The following is a 17,834-nucleotide window of genomic DNA, read 5'->3' on the forward strand; positions in this document are numbered from 1 at the left end:
CAATCCGCGTCCTCAACCGGCCCTCCGGCATCCGCCTCGACATCGCCGGTGTCCTCTGGCTCGACCAACACGCCGCCCGACAACTCGCCGACATCGCGGGCTACGCCGCCAACCTCACCGCCGGACAAGTTAGGCGACGGTAACTTCCGACCGACCGGCAACCCTTCCGACCTGCGAAGACCTCCCAGGGGCGGGGGTCAAAAATATTCAGGGGGCCACCACCAAGACTCCGGGCCGGTGAGGCTTGCGTCTCTCTCCCTTGGCGCACGGCTTACTCGGCCGCTGGCGGTGGTTCTAGCGGCTTAGGGCGGTCTGGGCTCCGTAGGCGGCGAGTATCTGCCGGATGGTGTCGAGGGCTTGCCATGCTTCGGGGTCGTCGGCGAGGCCGAGCTCGGCTAGGGCGTCGTAGTGCTCGAGGTAGAACGGATCCATGACGGTTAGACGCTGCGCCGGTCGGTTCGGTTCCATTGCGGGCTGCTCGGGCGTGTCGGCGGCGATCGGGTGCGACTGCTGGCAGGAATGGCAGGTGAACGTGGGCGGCGTCTCCGGTGCCGGCTGCGGTGCGGGTTCGGGTGCTGGCTGCGGGTCCGGTGCCGGCCGCTGCGGTGCGGTCGGCGTGTACGTCTTGCCGTTCATTCCGGTCACCTCGGCTACTGGTCCATTTGGACCAGTAGCGACCTCACGCTTAACGGTCGTTGCACTCACGCCGGTTGCGGCGGCGATCGCGCGGGTAGATAGACCAGACTCTCGAAGCGAGGCGACTACCTCGGCGCGTTCCTCTCGAGGCAACCGAAGGCGTGCCGTTCCGAACTCGCGGGTGCTGGGTGGTTCGGTCGATCTGCGGCTCTCCGGTGATCGGGTTGGGATCAGACCAGCGGAGCACCTAACGGTGCCGGTGTCGTTGTCCCCATGCCCAAAGCTCCCACGGATCCCGCGCCCTAGACCGCGTAAGGCCACGGCTCATAGCCTCACCGGTGACCGGCAAGGCGAAGCTGTGGCACCGTTGCGCGCGCTGCTCGGGTGGCCTACGGGCCAGGCGTAGGACTGGGCTACTGGCCGCCGGTCGGTTTGCGTCGGACTCGGCAATAGCGACGGGCGCACCGCTGCATGGTGGGTGCGCGCTTGGTGTCCTGGCCGGGCTGCTGCCCTCCGGCTGACCGCTTTGAACGGGTCAGGACTGCTGCGGGGGTTAGGGCTGCTGGTCGGGGCCGTTGTCGCCGCGGGCGGCGTAGATGCCGTTCGTGGCTTCGACGAGTTGGTCGGCTAGGGCTGCGGCCTGGTCCGCGGTGAGTGCGACCGGGGCGGCGTCGCCGATCTGGATGGTGATCGGTCGGGCGTCGCCGCCCGCGCCGGGTCCGGTGGTCAGGGTGATCAGGGTGGCGTCGTCGATCTGGACGCCGAGCTCGGCGATGCCGTCGGCGGTGACGGTGACCCGGTACGTCGTCGGGGTGGTCATTGCTGGGCCGCCTCGAGGGTGAGCAGGTGGGCGTCGGTCGGGTCGGTGGTCGGGTAGACCAGGACCTCGACGGCTTCGCCGAGCGTGCCGACCTGGACGGAGACTGCGGTGGGCCACCAGCGGCGCCGCATCGCGTTCTCGCGGGCCTGGACTTCGCGCATCGCGTCTGAGAAGTCGGTCAGGTCGGCGGCGGTGAATCCGCGGCGCCGGGCGCGGCCGAGTCGTGCGTATGCGGCCGCGTGAATCTCGCGGGCGGTCTGGGCCTCGACGGCCTGGTGGGCGGTGAGCCGGGCGGCGGTCATGCTGTGGCTCCGGCGTACCAGCCGAGCGCGTGCGCGGCGGTGAAGAAGATGATGAGGGCGTAGTAGGTGGCGATCGTGCCGACCGCTATCGCGGTCGCGGCTAGAATCGGGTGACGGTGCATCGGGTGCTCTCCGGTGTGTCGTAGGCCCTGGTTGGTGCTGTGAACACCTACCGGGGCCGACTCGTCTCCGAAGACCGTTCGAACCGGTGACTTATTGCACGTTTATCGCACGAGGGCGATTCGGGTAGGGATCAAAAACGTCCCTACCTGCGCTTATACGCTGCTCCGCCGCCAGGACTCGAACCTGAAATGCCTGAACCAAAATCAGGAGTGTTGCCGATTACACCACGGCGGATTACTACCGGTTCGATTGTGCCACAGGGGCTTCCCACTGCCCGACGGCGTCCACGACGGACCGACCCAGGCCGGGAGATCCGGGCTACCGCTGAGCGGCAGCCCGGATCGGTTGTCAGGCCTTGGGGCCGCCGGCGACGTACAGCACCTGGCCGCTGACATAGCGGGCACGCTCGTCGGCGAAGAACGACACCGCGTTGGCGATGTCGTCGGGCTGGCCGGCCAGCTTGACCGCGGTCTCCTGCGCCATGGCATCCAGGAAGGCATCGAACGGCACACCGATGCGCTCGGCGGTGGCCCGGGTCATGTCGGTCTCGACGAAACCGGGGGCGACGGCGTTGACGGTGACACCGAACTTGCCCAGTTCGACGGCGAGGGTCTTGGTGAAGCCCTGCAGTCCGGCCTTGGCCGCCGAGTAGTTGGCCTGACCGCGGTTACCCAGAGCCGAGGTGCTCGACAGGTTCACGATGCGTCCCCAGCCGGCGTCGAGCATGTGCCGCTGGCAGGCCCGGCTCATCAGGAAGGCGCCGCGCAGGTGCACGGCCATCACCGTGTCCCAGTCGGGAACACTCATCTTGAACAGCAGGTTGTCCCGCAGCACACCGGCGTTGTTGACCAGCACGGTCGGTGCGCCCAACTCGGCGGTGACCTGGTCGACGGCGGCGGCCACCGCGTCCTCGTCGGCGACATCGCAGCCCACGGCTATGGCGCGGCCGCCGGCGGCGGTGATGGCATCGACCACGTCCGCACAGGCGGCGGCCTCCAGGTCCAGGACGGCCACGGCCATCCCGTCTTCGGCCAGACGGCGGGCGGTGGCGGCGCCGATCCCGCGGGCGGCTCCGGTGACAATGGCTACTTTCTGTGTGCTCATGCTGGGAACCCTACTGTGATTGCGTAGGATTTCACCGGCACGTTGACATTGCGACACCACGATCAAGTCCCGCGAGGTATTCGAATGACCGGAAGGCCCAGCGGCCCGACCAATGGGCAACTCGCCGTCGTAGTCCTTGCGGCGGGCGCCGGCACTCGGATGCGGTCCAAGACCCCCAAGATCCTGCACCAGATCGCCGGCCGATCGCTGGTCAGCCACGCCCTCCACGGGGCCGCCGGAGTGCTTCCGCAGCACCTGGTCGGCGTGGTCAGCCATGAACGCGAGCGCGTGATCGCCGAGATCGAGCGCGTCGCCGAGGAATTGCACCGCCCCATCCAGATCGCCGTCCAGGCCGAACCCCTGGGCACCGGCGACGCCGCCCGCGCCGGACTGACGGCGATCCCCGACGACTTCGACGGCACCGTCCTGGTCACCGTCGCCGATGCCCCGCTGCTGGACGCGCAAACCCTGCGCGCACTGATCGCCACACACACCGCCGGCCAGACCGCGGCGGTCACCCTGACCAGCTTCACCGTCGCCGACCCCACCGGATACGGCCGGATCGAGCGCACCGACGGCGAGGTCACCGCCATCGTCGAACACAAGGACGCCACCGAGACCCAGCTGGCCATCGACGAGGTCAACGCCGGCATCTACGCCTTCGACGCACAGGTTCTGCGTCAGGCGCTGGCCGGTCTGTCCACCGACAACGCGCAGGGCGAGTTCTACCTGACCGACGTGGTCGCCATCGCCCGCGCCGCCGGCCGGGTGGTCCGCGCCTACGTGGTCGACGATCCGGTCGTGGTCGCCGGCTGCAACGACCGGGCCCAGCTGGCCGAACTGGCCGCCGAATTCAACCGCCGGATCGTGCGCCGCCATCAACTGGCCGGCGTCACCGTCGTCGATCCGGCGACCACCTGGATCGACGCCGAGGTCGTCATCGAACAGGACGCCCGCATCCTGCCCGGCACCCAGCTGCACGGTCACACCACGATCGGCTTCGACGCCGTCGTCGGCCCGGACACCACGCTGACCGATGTCACCATCGGCGAGGGCGCACAGGTGATCCGCACCCACGGCTCCCAGGCCGTCATCGGCCCGGGCGCGGTGGTCGGACCGTTCGCCTACCTGCGCCCCGGCACCGTCCTGGGCGAGGACGGCAAGATCGGCACCTTCGTCGAGACCAAGAACGCGCAGATCGGCGCCGGCAGCAAGGTCCCGCACCTGACCTACGTCGGCGACGCCGAGATCGGCGAGCACAGCAACATCGGCGCCTCGAGCGTCTTCGTTAACTACGACGGTGAGAACAAGCACCGCACCGTGATCGGCTCGCACTGCCGGACCGGTTCGGACAACATGTTCGTCGCCCCACTCACCATCGGGGACGGCGTCTACACCGGAGCCGGTTCGGTGATCCGGGACGACGTCCCGCCCGGCGCTTTGGCGGTTTCCTCCGGATCGCAGCGCATCATCGAGGACTGGGTGCTCACCAAGCGCCCCACCAGCCGTGCGGCGCAGGCCGCCCGAACAGCCCAGGAAGAGAGCAGCTCATGAAGTGGACCACTGACGCGCGGAAGAACCTGATGTTCTTCTCCGGCCGCGCTCACCCCGAACTGGCCGAGGCGGTAGCCGCCGAACTCGGTGTCGAGGTGACTCCGCAGACCGCGCGTGACTTCGCCAACGGCGAGATCTTCGTCCGCTTCGAGGAGTCGGTCCGCGGTAGTGACGCCTTCGTGCTGCAGAGCATGCCCTTCCCCACCAACCAGTGGATCATGGAGATGCTCATCATGATCGACGCGCTCAAGCGCGGTTCGGCCAAACGCATCACCGCCATCCTGCCGTTCTACCCCTACGCCCGGCAGGACAAGAAGCACCGCGGCCGCGAGCCCATCTCCGCCCGGCTGATCGCCGACCTGCTCAAGACCGCAGGCGCCGACCGGGTGATCACCGTCGACCTGCACACCGACCAGATCCAGGGCTTCTTCGACGGCCCCGTCGACCACATGCACGCCCTGGGCCAGCTGGCACAGTACGTCCGCGACAACTACGGCACCGACAACATCTGCGTGGTGTCCCCGGATGCCGGCCGGGTGAAGGTCGGCGAGAAGTGGGCCGACGCGCTCGACGGCGCCCCGATGGCCTTCATCCACAAGACCCGTGATCCCGATGTGCCCAACGAGATCAAGTCCAACCGCGTCGTCGGCGAGGTGGCGGGCAAGACCTGCGTGCTGATCGACGACATGATCGACACCGGCGGCACCATCGCCGGTGCGGTGCGCGTACTCAAGGAGGACGGGGCCGGTGACGTCATCATCGCCACCACCCACGGCGTCTTCTCCGACCCGGCCGCCGAGCGGCTGGCCTCCTGCGGCGCCAAGGAGATCATCGCCACCGACACCCTGCCGATCCCCGAGGACAAGCGCTTCGACAAGCTGACGGTGCTGTCGATGGCGCCGCTGCTGGCGCAGACCATCCGTGAGGTCTTCGAGAACGGTTCGGTCACCAGCCTGTTCGACGGCAACGCCTGAGCCCGGGTCAGGTACGACGCCGCCGCAGCCACAGCGCCCACGCGCCGGCGGCACCGGCCCCCAGCGCCACCACGACGGCGACGGTCACTGAGACCGTCGCCGTCGTCGTTCGCTGGGCATCGGAAACGACATCTTCGCCCGGTAACGGCGCGAGCGGTGCACCGGCCACGCGCAGCGTCTGCGCGGTGACACCCAGGTTCTGGCAGGAGGTCGCCGACCACTGGTCGCCGGATCCGGCGAGCACGAAGATCCGCTCGGTGTGCAGTTCCGGAAGCAGTCCGCACGCCGGACCCTGCGACGAGGACACCACCCAGAGCTGCTGCGGCACCGCCTGTCTGTAACTGCGGGCGACCTGGACCCGGTACCGGATGTCGAACCGTGCATCGGCGGGCTCCTCGATCGGCTCGGCCGCGACCGGGGTCCCGACCACCACCAGCGGCGCCCGCTCCACCAGCGTCTCCGGCGCCGGCATCGCGCAACTGCAGGCCCGGGCCGGTGCCGGCGCCCAGAACGCACCCGCGGCCACGACCGTCATCAGCCCGATCAGCACCACCACCGCACGCATGTCTACGACGCTAACCCGAGCGGTACGGTAGTGCCATGGACGACGCCACGATCTACCACAATCCCAGGTGCTCCACCTCCCGCAAGACCCTGGAGCAGATGCGTGAGGCCGGCATCGAGCCGACCGTGATCAAGTACCTGGACCTCGGCTGGACCCGGGAACAGCTGCAACAGCTGTTCGCCGATGCCGGACTGACCCCCAGCCAGGCGGTCCGCAAGCGCGAGGCGCTGTACAAGGAACTGAATCTGGCCGAGGCCACCGACGATCAGATCCTCGATGCGATGGTCGCGCACCCGGTGCTGGTGGAGCGCCCCATCGTGGTCACCGGTAAGGGCACGCGGCTCAACCGCCCCATCGGCGGCGGCATCGACGACATCCTCTGACCCTCCGGGTCTGCCCCGTCGAACCCGGCCCCGTCGAACTCAGTTCTGCGGGGCCGGGTTCGTTTCCAGCCGGTTCGTTCCCGGCCGGTCCAGATCCATCCGGCTCAGGGCATCCGGCAGCGGCGGCAACAGGCGCGGGAACACCAGCGCCGCCAGCCCGCGGACGAGTCCCTTGGTGCAGTTGAAGAAGTCGAAGTAGTCGCGCCATACGACGATCTGGCCGTCGCGGACCTCATTGCGCCCGCACACCCAGAACTGCATGCGCAGCGGCCCGATCCGCAGTTCGTCGTAGCGCTCGGTCAGTACCACGCCCTGGTCGTCGGCGCTGATGGCCAGCAGTTGGGCGTCAAAGGCGATGTGGCGCCCGTTGAGCAGCCGCATCAGCGGGGCGAAGCGCGCCTTCCCGCGGACCGTCGGCAGGCTGACATTGGTGTAGACGATGTTCTCGGCCGTATCGGCCAGGGCGGCGTCGACGTCGCCGCGGGCGAGGTTGGCGAAGAAGCTGGTGACCAGTTCTTCAGGTTTCCGTGAGGTCATGACGCCATGCTAATCTTGCTGCCGTTGTCTCGGCGAGGGTGAATCGATTCACCGTTATCGGCGCGACTGAGTACGGATCGTCCCCCGTTCGCCGGGTGGTTGCCTTGTCTCGGCCGTCGTCTGCCGTGTGACCACTACCGAACGAGGAGAGACTCATGTCGACGCAGACCCCCAAGCTTTCGACCACCGACCGGACCGAGACCGGTAAGGGCGCCGCACGCCGCGCCCGCCGCGCCGGTCTGGTTCCGGCCGTGCTCTACGGCCACGGTGCAGACCCCAAGCACCTGCTGCTGCCCAAGCTGGAACTGGCCGCCATCCTGCGCGGCCACGGCACCAACGCCGTGATCGACCTGCAGATCGACGGCGAGAGCCAGCTGGCGCTGACCCGCCAGGTCGACGTTCAGCCGGTCCGCAACTACATCGAGCACGTCGACCTGCTGATCGTCCGTCGCGGCGAGAAGGTCATCGTCGAGGTTCCGCTGATCATCGAGGGCGAGACCGGCCCCGCCGGCGGTCTGGTGGTTCAGGATGCCAGCAGCGTCGAGGTCGAGGCCGACGCGCTGAACATCCCCGACCACCTCGTCGTTTCGATCGAGGGGCTCGAGCCGGTCACCAACATCACCGCGGGCGAGCTGGAGCTGCCCGAGGGCGTCACCCTGGTCTCGCCGGAGGACCTGCTGGTCACCTCGGTGAACGAGGAGAAGAAGATCGCCGAGCCGTCTGAGGACGAGGCCGCAGAGGGTGCCGAGGGCGCCGCCGGCGAGGAAGCCGCGGAGTAATTCCCACCCTGATCGTCGGACTGGGCAATCCCGGTCCCGCTTACGAGAAGACCAGGCACAACATCGGCGCGATGGTCGCCGATGGCCTGGTCTTCTCGTACGGCGAGAAATACACCGTGCACCGCAAGTCCGGTGCCGAGGTCGCCACCGTCCGCATCGGAGACCAGCCGGTGCTGGTGGCCAAGGCCCGCACGTACATGAACACCACCGGCCGCCAGATCGGTCCGCTGGCCAAGTACTACGGCGTCACCCCCGACGAGGTGATCGTGCTGCACGACGAACTCGATATCGACTTCGGGCAGGTGCGGCTCAAACGGGGCGGCGGCGAAGGCGGCCACAACGGGCTCCGTTCCCTCTCGCAGGCCCTGGGTTCACGCGACTACGCCCGGGTGCGCCTGGGTATCGGCCGGCCACCCGGCCGCCAGGATCCGGCCGCCTACGTCCTCAAACCCTTCCCCTCGGCCGATCGCGCCGAAGTGGAACTGCTGATCGGCAACGGCGTCGACGCCGCCGAACTCCTGGTCCGCCAGGGCCTGGAGAGCGCACAGAACGTCGTTCACGCCTGGTGAGCCCCACCGTGGCGGCCCCCGTTCCTCAGTGCGTCAACCCCGCAGTGCGTCAACCCCGCGGTGCGTCAGCCTCGCATGAAGGCGTCGGCGATGAGCTTGGCGGTGTACTGGCGACCGGCCAGCGTCGGGTGGACCGGAATCCCGTTCTCCCCGGGAAGAACACCGGTCAGGGCCACCCAGCGCTGACCGTCGGCCCCGCACATCGTGTGGCCGTCGGGCTGCTTCTCATTGAGCATGGTGAAGCCCACACGTGCGGCCGCCCGGGCGATCTGGCGGTTGAGCTGCTCCTGGATGCCGCGGGCAAAGACAGCGTTCTGCCGCCCCGCCGAGGCCTCCAGGAAGCAGCCCGCAGGGTTCCTCGGCGCGATCATCAGATAGCCGAGAACGACGACGTGCGCATTCGGCGCCGCCTTCCGCACGGCCGCATAGGCGTTGTCCAGCTTCGTGCCCAGGCGGTTCACCTTCGCCTGCGCCTGCGCACGCACCGCCGGGGTGCAGGTGATTCCGATCAGGCAGTTCCGCATCAGTTCCAGGAACAGGCTCTCGTCGTTCCCGCCGATCGAGATCGACACGAATCTGGTGTCCGGACCCAGCCCGCGCACCTGTGGCCCGCGGTCGGTGACGGTGGTCAGATCGGCCGTATCGGCGCCCCCGCAGGCCCAGTCACCGAAACCGACGCCGGGTATGCGGGCGGCCACCAGCCGACCGACGTTGTCGGGGGCTTGGCTGCATGCCCGGGCGGTCGCCGTGCTCAGCGAACCGACCGCCACGAACGAGTCACCGAGCGAGACGTATTCGGCGCCACGCGGCGCCGGATCGGGCATCGCCGCCGCCGGGGGACCGATGCTGACCACCAGGAGTAGCGCCGATATCGCCGCCGAAAACGCCAACCCGACCCGACGCATCACAGTCAACTCCTCGCAGTGTCCCGAATCACTATTCGAATCCTCCGGAGCCTATCGAATCGGCTACCGTGACGCCGTGACCCACCCCACCGTGACCCTGCCGTTGGAGCACCTGCGGCAGTTGCGTTTGCCGCCGCCACCGCCGCCTTCCAGATCGAGGGAGCCCGCGCCGAGGGCGGCCGCGGCCCCGTGCTGACCTGGCGGGCCCGCGAATCGGCTCCGGTACAGGACACCGCGATCGCACCGGGACCGAGGCCTCCCACGCTTCGATCCACGCGTTGATTACTATTCCGTAACAAGGACGACGTGAACGGTGCGCCGGTCCACCCGACAAAGACAGGACTGTCCGTGGCAAAGCTGGTCACTACCCAAGGCCATCCGAATGTGTCGATGCTCGGCATCGGCGCCTACCGGCCGGCACGGCTGGTCACCAACGACGAGCTGTGCAAGGTGATGGACTCTTCCGATGAGTGGATCTACGAGCGCAGCGGTATCCGCGCGCGCCGCTGGATCTCCGGCGACGAGGACATGCGACTGATCGCCACCAAGGCCGCCGAGCGGGCCGTCGTCAACTCCGGTGTGGACCTGGAGAAGATCGACCTGCTGGTGTTCGCCACCAGCAGCTGGCCGTCGAACACCCCGCACGGCGCCCCGATCATCGCCTCGGACATCGGCCTCAACGGCATCGCCGCCTTCGACGTCTCGGCCGGCTGCGGCGGCTTCGGCTACGGCCTAGGAGTGGCCGTCGACGCCATCCGCGCCGGCAGCGCCACCTACGCGCTGGTGATCGGCGCCGAGACCATGTCGGTGGGCATGGACCCGACCGACCGCAGCACCGGCTTCATCTTCGGCGACGGGGCCGGCGCCGTGGTGGTCGGACCCAGCGAGGAGAACGGCATCTCCCCCGTCGTCTCCGGCAGCGACGGCGAGAACGCCAGCGCGATCGCCCAGAACATCGACACCGTCGCCTACATGGCCCGCGCAGTGGAGTACCAGGACAAGGATCCGCAGACCGATCCGGTCGGCCGCATGGTGATCTACATGGAAGGCCCGCGGGTCTTCCGGTGGGCCGCGGTGACCCTGCCCAAGGCCCTGACCGCGCTGCTCACCGAATCCGGTGCCGGGGTCGACGACATCGATGTGTTCATTCCGCATCAGGCCAACGCCCGCATCAACGATCTGATGAAGAAGAACCTCGGATTCCCCGAGGATCTGCCGATGGCCAACGACATCGAGAACACCGGCAACACCTCGGCCGGGTCCATCCCGCTGGCGATCGAGGAGATGCTGGCCACCGGTAAGGCCAAGGGCGGCGACACCGCTCTGCTGCTGGGCTTCGGTGCGGGCCTGAGCTACGCCGGCGCCGTGGTGACCCTGCCGCCGGCTCCGAAGATCTCCAGCTTCGACACCCTCGACGAGCAGCCGGTGGGCAGACTGGCCACTCATCTGGCCGCCATCGACGAGGCCTGAGCCGACCGGTACCGAGGCTACAGATATCCGGTCTACAGGTATGGGGCCAGGCGGTCTTCCAGATCCTCCTTCGACGACGGATCGGTGATGGTCTGGACCACCGTGCCGCCGTCGAACAGCAGCAGCGTCGGCAGCCCGGTGACCCGGTAGCTGCTCACCAGCGCATCCTCATCGGAGGCGTTGACCCGACGCAGCTGGACCTTGTCCCCGTGGTCGTCGGCGAACTGCTCGAACTGCGGGGTGAACGCCCGGCAGCGGGTGCACCACGGTGCCCAGAAATACACCAGCGACGGGCGCTCACTGCGCAGCACCTCGCCGATCGAATGGTTCCCGAGATCCGCCACGGCCGAGCTGCTCATTCAGCCCCCCGATGCGTAGACACACTGCGCGATCCGGTCGGCGCGTGAGACATTGAAGACATGGTTGAATTCTCCCAGACCCCCGGCATCGACGCCTTCGGTATCCGCGGAATCGGCGCCTACCGGCCCGAGCGTGTAGTCACCAACGACGAGATCTGCGAACTGATCGACTCCTCCGACGAGTGGATCTACACCCGCACCGGGATCAAGACCCGCCGCTTCGCCCGCCGGGACGAAGACGTGGTGGAGATGGGGATCGCCGCAGGCCGCAAGGCCATCGCCAACGCCCTGCTCTCGGGCAGCGACATCGACGCGGTGATCCTGGCGACCAACACCCATCTGCTGCTGACCCCGGCCGGGGCCACCAAGATCGCCACCGAACTGGGCGCGGGCGGCGTACCGGCCTTCGATGTGACCGTCGGCTGCGCCGGCTTCGGCTACGGGATGGCGCTGGCCGCCGATATGCTGCGCGGCGGCAGCGCCACCAATGTGCTGGTGATCGGCGCCGAGCAGCTCTCGGTGGCCCTGGACATGACCGACCGCACCAACTGCTTCATCTTCGGCGACGGCGCGGGTGCGGTGGTGCTGGGGCCCACCCCGGAGCTGGAGGTCGGGCCGGTGGTGTGGGGCAGCGACGGCAGCCAGTACGACGCCATCCGCCAGGACATCGACTGGATCACCTTCCTCGACGGCGACGACCACGCCGCACGCCCGTACCTGCGGTTGGAGGGCACCGCGGTGTTCCGGTGGGCCGCCTTCGAGATGGGCAAGGCCGCCCAGCGCGCCCTGGACGTGGCCAAGGTCGACGCCGCCGACGTCGACGTCTTTGTCCCGCACCAGGCCAACAGCCGCATCAACGAGTTGCTCGCCCGGTCCCTGCACTTCCCCGAAACCACCCGCATCGCCAACGACATCGAGAACACCGGCAACACCTCGGCAGCGTCGATCCCGCTGGCGATGGAGCAGATGCTCTCCACCGGCGAAGCCAAACCCGGCGACACCGCGCTGCTCCTCGGATACGGCGCGGGCCTGAGCTACGCCGCCCAGGTGGTCAAGATGCCGCCGATCCCCTTCGAGTGACCACCGGCCGGCGCCGGTACGGAATTCGCGGGTTCTCGAGGGCACCGGATACCGTGGACAGGTGAGTTCAGAGGGTTTCGGATCAGGCGCCGTCGCGCGCGAATGCAGGCGCCGTCGTACCTTCGCGATCATCTCCCATCCGGACGCCGGTAAGTCGACGATGACCGAGGCGCTGGCCCTGCATGCGCGGATGATCAGCGAGGCCGGTGCGGTGCACGGCAAGGGCGGACGACGCTCCACCGTCTCGGACTGGATGGAGATGGAGAAGGCGCGCGGCATCTCGGTGAGTTCGACCGCCCTGCAGTTCGCCTACGACGGCGAGCATTCCGGTGACGAGCCCAATGTGATCAACCTGGTCGACACCCCTGGCCACGCGGATTTCTCCGAGGACACCTACCGGGTGCTCACCGCCGTGGACGCCGCGGTGATGCTGATCGACGCCGCCAAGGGGCTCGAACCGCAGACGCTCAAACTGTTCCAGGTGTGCCGCCACCGCGGCATCCCCGTGATCACCGTGATCAACAAATGGGACCGCCCCGGCCAGACTCCGCTGGAACTGATCGACGAGATCACCGAACGCATCGGCCTGATCCCCACCCCGCTGTTCGTCCCGGTGGGTATCGCCGGCGACTTCCGCGGCCTGCTGGATCGTCGTACCGGGAAGTTCATCAAGTTCAGCCGCACCGCCGGCGGTGCCAAGGTGGCACCCGAGGAGATCGTCGACGCCGCCACCGCCGCGGAGACGCAGGGCGATGCGTGGATCGCCGCGGTCGAGGAGAGTGAGCTACTGGGCGAACTGGGCCAGGACCACGATCAGGAGATGTTCCTGGCCGGACAGACCTCACCGATGATCTTCACCTCGGCGATGCTCAACTTCGGGGTGCGCCAGCTACTCGAGGCGCTGGTCGAGTTCGCTCCCGCCCCGGCCGGGCGCACCGGCATCGACGGCGCGGAGCGCACGGTCACCGACCCGTTCAGCGCCGTCGTGTTCAAGGTGCAGGCCGGGATGGACACCAGCCACCGCGACCGGCTGGCGTTCATGCGGATCGTCTCCGGCCAGTTCGAGCGCGGCATGGTGGTCACGCACGCACAGACCGGTAAACCGTTCGCCACCAAGTACGCCCAGGCCGTCTTCGGGCGCGACCGTTCCACCGTCGACACCGCCTACCCCGGAGATGTGGTGGGTCTGGTCAACGCGATGGCGCTGGCGCCCGGCGACACCCTGTACATCGATCCGAAGGTGCAGTACCCGCCGATTCCGTCGTTCGCACCCGAACACTTCTCGGCGCTGCGGGTGACCACCGCCGACAAATACAAGCAGTTCCGCAGGGCCATCGATCAGCTCGACGCCGAGGGCGTGGTGCAGGTGCTGCGCAACGATCTGCGCGGCGATGCCTCCCCCGTCCTGGCGGCCGTGGGGCCCATGCAGTTCGAAGTGGTGACCGCCCGGATGAAGGCCGAGTTCAACGTCGACACCATTCTGGAGCCGCTGGGCTATGCGCTGGCCCGCCGCACCGACGAGGACAGCGCCGCTGATCTGTCGCGCCAGCGCGGTGTGGAAGTGTTCACCCGCAGCGACGGGGTGCTGCTGGCCCTGTTCAGCGACAAGTGGCGGCTGCAGTTCATCGAGAAGGAGTTCCCGGATCTGACCCTCGCGGCTCTCGTCGCCGCCACGGACTGATGCGGCGCCGGCACCTTGCCACAGCGGCGACGGCCGCGGCCGCCCTCCTGCTGACCGGCTGCGGAGAGTCGGCCGATACGCCGCCGCATGCGGCCGACCGGCCGGCCACCAGTGCACCCATCCCGGTCCCGCCCGCACCGGCCGTCCCGCACGACCTGGCGGCCTGTGCGGCGACGCCCCCGACCGGACCGATAGTGCGCACCGGGTACGGGCTGGACTATCCGAAGGGGTCGATCCATATCGCGGTGACACCGTTCGACGGCACGCCGCCACTGTGCGTGGAGTTCACCAAATCCGGCCCCGCCGACCCGCAGGTCCCTCCGGACACCCTGCTGTTCACTTTCGCCGGCCCGCACGGGGAGGGGGCGCAGATCGAGTTCGACTCGGTGGCGCTGACCGGCGGCCTGCTGCCGGCCCTGGGCAACGGCTTCATTCCGCGGGTCGGTCCGCTGGATCATCCGCTCGACGCCCGCGTCGGCGCCGCGATCGGCGGCACCTATTATGCCGCCGCCGGCTGTTCGCTGCTGCTGACGCAGGTCACCGCGACCGGTGCCGGCGGGCGTTTCGAGTGCCCGGCGGCCGCTCCGGCGCCCAACCAGTTCGCCCCCAGCGACGACGTCGATTACGAGCTCGACGATACGGTGCCCCGGCCGGCCGGCGCTGCGCTCAGCGGATGGTTCGAGCTGCGCCGCTGAAACCTCGTGCGGACCGTTCAGGCTCCGACGATGCGGGCCACGGCCGCCGGGTCCACCCCGTCGAGGGTGGCCGGGGAGAACGCGGGATCGCGGTCCTTGTCCACCAGCACCGCGCGCACGCCTTCGGCGAAGTCGTGATCGCCGGTGATCTGCTCGGCGGCGTGCAGTTCGCGGTCCAGACACTGCCCCAACGACGACTCCGCCCCGGCGGCCAGCAGTGCCGCGGTCACGTCCAGGCTGGTCGGTGAGGCCGCCTCGAGCAGATCGGCCATCTGCGCGGCCCAGTCGTCGCCGACGGCTCCGCGCAGGCCGCCGAGGATGCTGACCGGTTCGGCGTCGGCGGGGAAATAGCCGGCGATCTTGGTCAGCGGCAGCTCCGTGGTCACCGGATCGCGGTGGTCGGCCAGCACCTCCCCCAACGGGACGCCGGCGCGGATGCGGTCGGCCAGCGCGGGCAGCTCCGCGGCCGGGACGAAGTGCGTGGCCAATCCCACCGCGACGGCGTCCGCGCCGCGCAGCCGGGCACCGGTCAGCCCCAGCCACAGACCGACGCCTTCGGGCAGCCGCGGCAGGAAGTAGGTGGCGCCCACATCGGGGAAGAAGCCGATCGCCGTCTCCGGCATGGCGATCAGAGCGTTCTCGGTGACCACGCGCAGTTCACCGTGCACGGAGATGCCCAAACCCCCGCCCATCGCGGCACCGTCGATCAGCGCGATGTAGGGCTTGGGGTATTCGGCGATGAGCTGGTTGAGCCGGTACTCGCTGGAGAAGTAGCCGGTGATCGCCGCGGTATCGCCGGCCAGCGCGTGCTCACGGATCGCGCGGATATCCCCGCCGGCGCAGAACGCCCGATCGCTGGCGCTGGTGACGAGCACCGTTTCGATCTCGTCGTCGTCACCCCACTGCATCAGGGTGGTGTACATATCGTCGATCATCGATTGATCGAGCGCGTTGAGGGCCTTGGGCCGGTCGAGGATGATCTCGCCGACACCGTTGTTCACCTGGGTGCGAATAAAGGACATGCGCCTCACGCTAGCGCAGACACCCCGCGGACCGGGCAGCTGCTCGACTCCCGGCTCAGGTCACGGTTCGGTCGCCGTCCGATAACCTCACTAGCCACTTCTGTCACAGGCGGGCATACTTCTCATCTTGTGTGGACCGCGGGGAAGCGGCCCACCTGGACAAGAGTGCGAGAAGAGATGCGACGACGTCTGTCCGCGGCCCTGGCCGTCACCCTGCTGGCCACCGCGACCCTGGTCGTCGGCCCCGCCGCCCCGGCCGCCTCGGCACCGGAGGGCCTCACCACGGTCCGCCCGTACACCGGCGGCGCCTACGTCGCGATGGGCGATTCGCGCGCCTCGGGCACCCACCGCACCCCCACGCTCGGCTACTACCTGGGCTGCCTGCGGTCGGCCGACAGTTATCCGGAGATCCTGCGGGCCAGACTCGCACCGCGGATGTTCACCGACACCTCCTGCGCCGGCGCCACCAGCGCCAACCTGTGGTCCACTCCGCAGCCCACCCGCGTCTACACCCGGCAGCCGCAGATCCAGCGGGTTCCGGCCGGGGCCCAGCTGCTCACCATCAGCATCGGCGGCAACGATATGCAGTGGGGTCCGATCCTGGCCAAGTGCCTGATCGACCGCGCCGGCCAGGACCGCCGGTGCCGGTCCGACGCCGCCCTCAACGCCCGGGTCACCTCCCGCATCGCGGTGATGGAGCGGGAGACCTCCGCCGCCCTGGCCGCCATCCGCGCCAGACAACCGCAGGCCCAGATCGTCATGGTCGGGCTCGGCGGTTTCATCGGACAGCGCGGCTGCTATCCGACGGTGCCCCTGCCTGACGGCGATGCGGCCTGGATGCGCGGGGTCTTCGCACGCGCCAACACGGTGCTGCGCACCGTCGCCGAAAGCGTCGACGGCTCCTTCATCGATGTGCAGAACCTGTCCGAAGGCAAGGACGCGTGCAACCGTTCCGGGGCATGGTACGAGGGTGAGACCAATGAGAAGGGCACCCTGAAGTGGCACTTCAACCACAAGGGTTCGACCGAGATCGCGCGGCTGATCGAACGCGTCATCATCCGCTGATCCACTGGCGGGCACCCGGTACGACGACCCCGCTCGTCGAGCGAGGACATCGGCTGATCGCGCTGGCCTCCTATGCCGCGGCGACGGTCAGTCTCGGCTTCGGCATCGCCTCGTTTCTGCTCGACGGTCCGCCCCAGGTCCGGGTCGTCAACCTGATGGTGACGCTCGTCTTCCTGGTGGTGCCGCAGTTGCACCGGATCGCGGCGCTGGCCCCGGCACTCGGTTTCGTCGCGGTGGCCACTGCGACCCTGGGCACCCTGTGCATTCAGCTGGGCACCGACACCGGCCTGCTGTTCTACTTCTTCGCGATGGCCGCGGGTATCCCGATGGTCCTGGGCATCGGCAAGCTCGGACTGACGATCGGGCTGGTGGCGCTGTGCCCCCTGAGCGTGACGGTGCTCAACTTCACCGTGCCCGGTGACACCGGGGTGGCGCCGGGCTGGCTGCTCAGCGGCGGCTTCGTGGTCAACGCGGTCGTCGCCGGCGGACTGGGCGCGGCGGTCATGGGGTACGGCCTCTACCAGATCCAGCAGGCCGAACTGACCCTCGATCAGGCGCATCGGCGCAGTCAGGCGCTGCTGGACAACATCCTGCCGCGCAGCGTCTCCGAACGTCTGCAGGATCCGGCGCACCCGGAGATCGCCGACGGGTACGACGATGCGTCCATCCTGTTCGCCGATATCGCCGGGTTCACGGCGATGTCGAGCCGGCTGTCTCCGCAAGAGGTGGTGGCCTTTCTCGATCGCCTCTACAGCGCCCTGGATGCCCTGGTCGAACGCCACGGCCTGGAGAAGATCAAGACCACCGGCGATGCCTATCTGGTGGTCAGCGGTGTGCCCGAGCCGCGGCACGACCACCTGACCGCGCTCGCCCGGTTCGCCCTGGATATGCGCCGCGAGTGCGGACAGGTGCGCACCGCGCAGGGCGCGCAGGTGCCCATGCGCATCGGTCTGGCCTGCGGGCCGGTGGTGGCCGGGGTGGTCGGTTCCACGAAGTTCTTCTACGACGTGTGGGGCGATGCGGTGAACCTGGCCTCCCGGATGGAGAGCACCGGTGTTCCGGGGAAGATTCAGGTGCCCCAGGACGTCCGGGACCGGCTGGCCGATCGCTTCGTCTTCACCGAGCGCGGCGTCGTCGAGGTGAAGGGCAAACAGCCGCAGCACACCTGGTTCCTCGAGTCCGAGAGAGCCGATCCGGCCGCCCGGTAGCCG

General features: G+C 68.6%; 21 protein-coding genes and 1 tRNA gene. 11 read left to right on the forward strand and 11 right to left on the reverse strand.

All coding sequences use genetic code 11. From position 1 onward, the window contains the following. Window positions 1-294: 294 nt before the first annotated feature. The 6 genes from GOHSU_RS16740 to fabG all read right to left on the reverse strand — a co-directional run bounded on the left by GOHSU_RS16740 (window position 295) and on the right by fabG (window position 2,985). Window positions 295-636, reverse strand: coding sequence for a hypothetical protein (locus GOHSU_RS16740; protein ID WP_081597751.1), 342 nt, complete (start codon window positions 634-636; stop codon window positions 295-297). Window positions 637-1,189: 553 nt separating this feature from the next. Continuing rightward, window positions 1,190-1,456 carry a hypothetical protein gene (locus GOHSU_RS07925; RefSeq protein WP_005939435.1) on the reverse strand — a complete coding sequence of 89 codons (267 nt, stop codon included), beginning with the start codon at window positions 1,454-1,456 and terminating at the stop codon, window positions 1,190-1,192. Continuing rightward, window positions 1,453-1,758 carry a hypothetical protein gene (locus GOHSU_RS07930; protein ID WP_005939437.1) on the reverse strand — a complete coding sequence of 102 codons (306 nt, stop codon included), beginning with the start codon at window positions 1,756-1,758 and terminating at the stop codon, window positions 1,453-1,455. Before GOHSU_RS07930 ends, GOHSU_RS07925 begins: the two co-directional genes overlap by 4 nt. Next, window positions 1,755-1,880: a hypothetical protein gene (locus GOHSU_RS17320; RefSeq protein WP_281169720.1), complete on the reverse strand. Its 126-nt coding sequence runs from the start codon at window positions 1,878-1,880 to the stop codon at window positions 1,755-1,757. Before GOHSU_RS17320 ends, GOHSU_RS07930 begins: the two co-directional genes overlap by 4 nt. Before the next feature lie 163 nt (window positions 1,881-2,043). Then, window positions 2,044-2,115: transfer RNA gene (locus GOHSU_RS07935), tRNA-Gln, on the reverse strand. 114 nt (window positions 2,116-2,229) lie between these two features. Continuing rightward, on the reverse strand, window positions 2,230-2,985 hold the full coding sequence (gene fabG / locus GOHSU_RS07940) for a 3-oxoacyl-ACP reductase FabG (protein WP_005939439.1): 756 nt from the start codon (window positions 2,983-2,985) through the stop codon (window positions 2,230-2,232). Between the two features lie 84 nt (window positions 2,986-3,069). On the opposite strand from fabG, the gene glmU reads away from it, so the two are divergent. Beyond that, window positions 3,070-4,539 carry a bifunctional UDP-N-acetylglucosamine diphosphorylase/glucosamine-1-phosphate N-acetyltransferase GlmU gene (glmU, locus tag GOHSU_RS07945; RefSeq protein ID WP_024332518.1) on the forward strand — a complete coding sequence of 490 codons (1,470 nt, stop codon included), beginning with the start codon at window positions 3,070-3,072 and terminating at the stop codon, window positions 4,537-4,539. Then, entirely contained in the window at window positions 4,536-5,513 is a 978-nt protein-coding gene (locus tag GOHSU_RS07950) for a ribose-phosphate diphosphokinase (RefSeq protein ID WP_005939444.1), read from the forward strand. Before glmU ends, GOHSU_RS07950 begins: the two co-directional genes overlap by 4 nt. 7 nt (window positions 5,514-5,520) lie before the next feature. On the opposite strand, the gene GOHSU_RS07955 is transcribed toward GOHSU_RS07950, so the two are convergent. Beyond that, window positions 5,521-6,078: a hypothetical protein gene (locus tag GOHSU_RS07955; RefSeq protein WP_005939448.1), complete on the reverse strand. Its 558-nt coding sequence runs from the start codon at window positions 6,076-6,078 to the stop codon at window positions 5,521-5,523. A 35-nt stretch (window positions 6,079-6,113) separates the two neighbouring features. Between GOHSU_RS07955 and arsC the strand changes: the two genes are divergently transcribed. Further along, the gene (arsC, locus tag GOHSU_RS07960) at window positions 6,114-6,461 is read left to right on the forward strand and encodes an arsenate reductase (glutaredoxin) (protein WP_005939451.1); all 348 of its coding nucleotides are present in this window, start codon (window positions 6,114-6,116) and stop codon (window positions 6,459-6,461) included. A gap of 39 nt (window positions 6,462-6,500) precedes the next feature. Here the strand turns inward: arsC and GOHSU_RS07965 are convergent, their stop codons facing one another. After that, window positions 6,501-6,998, reverse strand: a complete 498-nt coding sequence (locus GOHSU_RS07965; RefSeq protein ID WP_005939453.1) for a limonene-1,2-epoxide hydrolase family protein — start codon at window positions 6,996-6,998, stop codon at window positions 6,501-6,503. A gap of 155 nt (window positions 6,999-7,153) precedes the next feature. Between GOHSU_RS07965 and GOHSU_RS07970 the strand changes: the two genes are divergently transcribed. Together GOHSU_RS07970 and pth are read left to right on the forward strand one after the other, a co-directional pair. After that, window positions 7,154-7,777, forward strand: a complete 624-nt coding sequence (locus GOHSU_RS07970; RefSeq protein WP_005939455.1) for a 50S ribosomal protein L25/general stress protein Ctc — start codon at window positions 7,154-7,156, stop codon at window positions 7,775-7,777. Window positions 7,778-7,785: 8 nt separating this feature from the next. Further along, entirely contained in the window at window positions 7,786-8,346 is a 561-nt protein-coding gene (gene pth / locus GOHSU_RS07975; protein WP_024332519.1) for an aminoacyl-tRNA hydrolase, read from the forward strand. 65 nt (window positions 8,347-8,411) lie between these two features. Here the strand turns inward: pth and GOHSU_RS07980 are convergent, their stop codons facing one another. Further along, window positions 8,412-9,251: an SGNH/GDSL hydrolase family protein gene (locus GOHSU_RS07980; RefSeq protein ID WP_024332520.1), complete on the reverse strand. Its 840-nt coding sequence runs from the start codon at window positions 9,249-9,251 to the stop codon at window positions 8,412-8,414. Window positions 9,252-9,599: 348 nt separating this feature from the next. Between GOHSU_RS07980 and GOHSU_RS07985 the strand changes: the two genes are divergently transcribed. Next, window positions 9,600-10,721 carry a beta-ketoacyl-ACP synthase 3 gene (locus GOHSU_RS07985; protein ID WP_005939462.1) on the forward strand — a complete coding sequence of 374 codons (1,122 nt, stop codon included), beginning with the start codon at window positions 9,600-9,602 and terminating at the stop codon, window positions 10,719-10,721. A 32-nt stretch (window positions 10,722-10,753) separates the two neighbouring features. Here the strand turns inward: GOHSU_RS07985 and GOHSU_RS07990 are convergent, their stop codons facing one another. Then, window positions 10,754-11,080 (reverse strand): thioredoxin family protein, encoded by a 327-nt coding sequence (locus tag GOHSU_RS07990; protein ID WP_024332521.1) that lies wholly within the window; start codon window positions 11,078-11,080, stop codon window positions 10,754-10,756. 60 nt (window positions 11,081-11,140) lie between these two features. On the opposite strand from GOHSU_RS07990, the gene GOHSU_RS07995 reads away from it, so the two are divergent. The 3 genes from GOHSU_RS07995 to GOHSU_RS08005 all read left to right on the forward strand — a co-directional run bounded on the left by GOHSU_RS07995 (window position 11,141) and on the right by GOHSU_RS08005 (window position 14,536). Further along, a complete protein-coding gene (locus GOHSU_RS07995) occupies window positions 11,141-12,160 on the forward strand; it encodes a beta-ketoacyl-ACP synthase III (RefSeq protein ID WP_005939467.1) in 1,020 nt (339 codons plus the stop codon). A 61-nt stretch (window positions 12,161-12,221) separates the two neighbouring features. After that, window positions 12,222-13,841, forward strand: coding sequence for a peptide chain release factor 3 (locus tag GOHSU_RS08000; protein ID WP_005939469.1), 1,620 nt, complete (start codon window positions 12,222-12,224; stop codon window positions 13,839-13,841). Next, window positions 13,841-14,536: a hypothetical protein gene (locus GOHSU_RS08005; protein WP_005939471.1), complete on the forward strand. Its 696-nt coding sequence runs from the start codon at window positions 13,841-13,843 to the stop codon at window positions 14,534-14,536. The genes GOHSU_RS08000 and GOHSU_RS08005 overlap by 1 nt, the downstream gene beginning before the upstream one ends. Before the next feature lie 17 nt (window positions 14,537-14,553). On the opposite strand, the gene GOHSU_RS08010 is transcribed toward GOHSU_RS08005, so the two are convergent. Next, window positions 14,554-15,558, reverse strand: a complete 1,005-nt coding sequence (locus tag GOHSU_RS08010; protein WP_005939474.1) for an enoyl-CoA hydratase/isomerase family protein — start codon at window positions 15,556-15,558, stop codon at window positions 14,554-14,556. A 177-nt stretch (window positions 15,559-15,735) separates the two neighbouring features. On the opposite strand from GOHSU_RS08010, the gene GOHSU_RS08015 reads away from it, so the two are divergent. Both GOHSU_RS08015 and GOHSU_RS08020 read left to right on the forward strand, forming a co-directional pair. Further along, window positions 15,736-16,623 (forward strand): SGNH/GDSL hydrolase family protein, encoded by an 888-nt coding sequence (locus GOHSU_RS08015; RefSeq protein ID WP_005939477.1) that lies wholly within the window; start codon window positions 15,736-15,738, stop codon window positions 16,621-16,623. Then, window positions 16,557-17,831, forward strand: coding sequence for an adenylate/guanylate cyclase domain-containing protein (locus GOHSU_RS08020; RefSeq protein ID WP_005939480.1), 1,275 nt, complete (start codon window positions 16,557-16,559; stop codon window positions 17,829-17,831). Before GOHSU_RS08015 ends, GOHSU_RS08020 begins: the two co-directional genes overlap by 67 nt. Window positions 17,832-17,834 lie beyond the last annotated feature (3 nt).

Origin of the sequence: Gordonia hirsuta DSM 44140 = NBRC 16056 (genome assembly GCF_000333015.1) — a bacterium.
GTDB lineage: Bacteria > Actinomycetota > Actinomycetes > Mycobacteriales > Mycobacteriaceae > Gordonia > Gordonia hirsuta.

Excerpts from the sequence above, each read along its gene's own strand:
- GOHSU_RS16740 (WP_081597751.1), bottom strand. The coding sequence starts at position 636 with ATGAACGGCAAGACGTACACGCCGACCGCACCGCAGCGGCCGGCACCG.
- GOHSU_RS07925 (WP_005939435.1), bottom strand. The coding sequence starts at position 1,456 with ATGACCACCCCGACGACGTACCGGGTCACCGTCACCGCCGACGGCATC.
- GOHSU_RS07930 (WP_005939437.1), bottom strand. The coding sequence starts at position 1,758 with ATGACCGCCGCCCGGCTCACCGCCCACCAGGCCGTCGAGGCCCAGACC.
- GOHSU_RS17320 (WP_281169720.1), bottom strand. The coding sequence starts at position 1,880 with ATGCACCGTCACCCGATTCTAGCCGCGACCGCGATAGCGGTCGGCACG.
- fabG (WP_005939439.1), bottom strand. The coding sequence starts at position 2,985 with ATGAGCACACAGAAAGTAGCCATTGTCACCGGAGCCGCCCGCGGGATC.
- glmU (WP_024332518.1), top strand. The coding sequence starts at position 3,070 with ATGACCGGAAGGCCCAGCGGCCCGACCAATGGGCAACTCGCCGTCGTA.
- GOHSU_RS07950 (WP_005939444.1), top strand. The coding sequence starts at position 4,536 with ATGAAGTGGACCACTGACGCGCGGAAGAACCTGATGTTCTTCTCCGGC.
- GOHSU_RS07955 (WP_005939448.1), bottom strand. The coding sequence starts at position 6,078 with ATGCGTGCGGTGGTGGTGCTGATCGGGCTGATGACGGTCGTGGCCGCG.
- arsC (WP_005939451.1), top strand. The coding sequence starts at position 6,114 with ATGGACGACGCCACGATCTACCACAATCCCAGGTGCTCCACCTCCCGC.
- GOHSU_RS07965 (WP_005939453.1), bottom strand. The coding sequence starts at position 6,998 with ATGACCTCACGGAAACCTGAAGAACTGGTCACCAGCTTCTTCGCCAAC.
- GOHSU_RS07970 (WP_005939455.1), top strand. The coding sequence starts at position 7,154 with ATGTCGACGCAGACCCCCAAGCTTTCGACCACCGACCGGACCGAGACC.
- GOHSU_RS07980 (WP_024332520.1), bottom strand. The coding sequence starts at position 9,251 with ATGCGTCGGGTCGGGTTGGCGTTTTCGGCGGCGATATCGGCGCTACTC.
- GOHSU_RS07990 (WP_024332521.1), bottom strand. The coding sequence starts at position 11,080 with ATGAGCAGCTCGGCCGTGGCGGATCTCGGGAACCATTCGATCGGCGAG.
- GOHSU_RS07995 (WP_005939467.1), top strand. The coding sequence starts at position 11,141 with ATGGTTGAATTCTCCCAGACCCCCGGCATCGACGCCTTCGGTATCCGC.
- GOHSU_RS08005 (WP_005939471.1), top strand. The coding sequence starts at position 13,841 with ATGCGGCGCCGGCACCTTGCCACAGCGGCGACGGCCGCGGCCGCCCTC.
- GOHSU_RS08010 (WP_005939474.1), bottom strand. The coding sequence starts at position 15,558 with ATGTCCTTTATTCGCACCCAGGTGAACAACGGTGTCGGCGAGATCATC.
- GOHSU_RS08015 (WP_005939477.1), top strand. The coding sequence starts at position 15,736 with ATGCGACGACGTCTGTCCGCGGCCCTGGCCGTCACCCTGCTGGCCACC.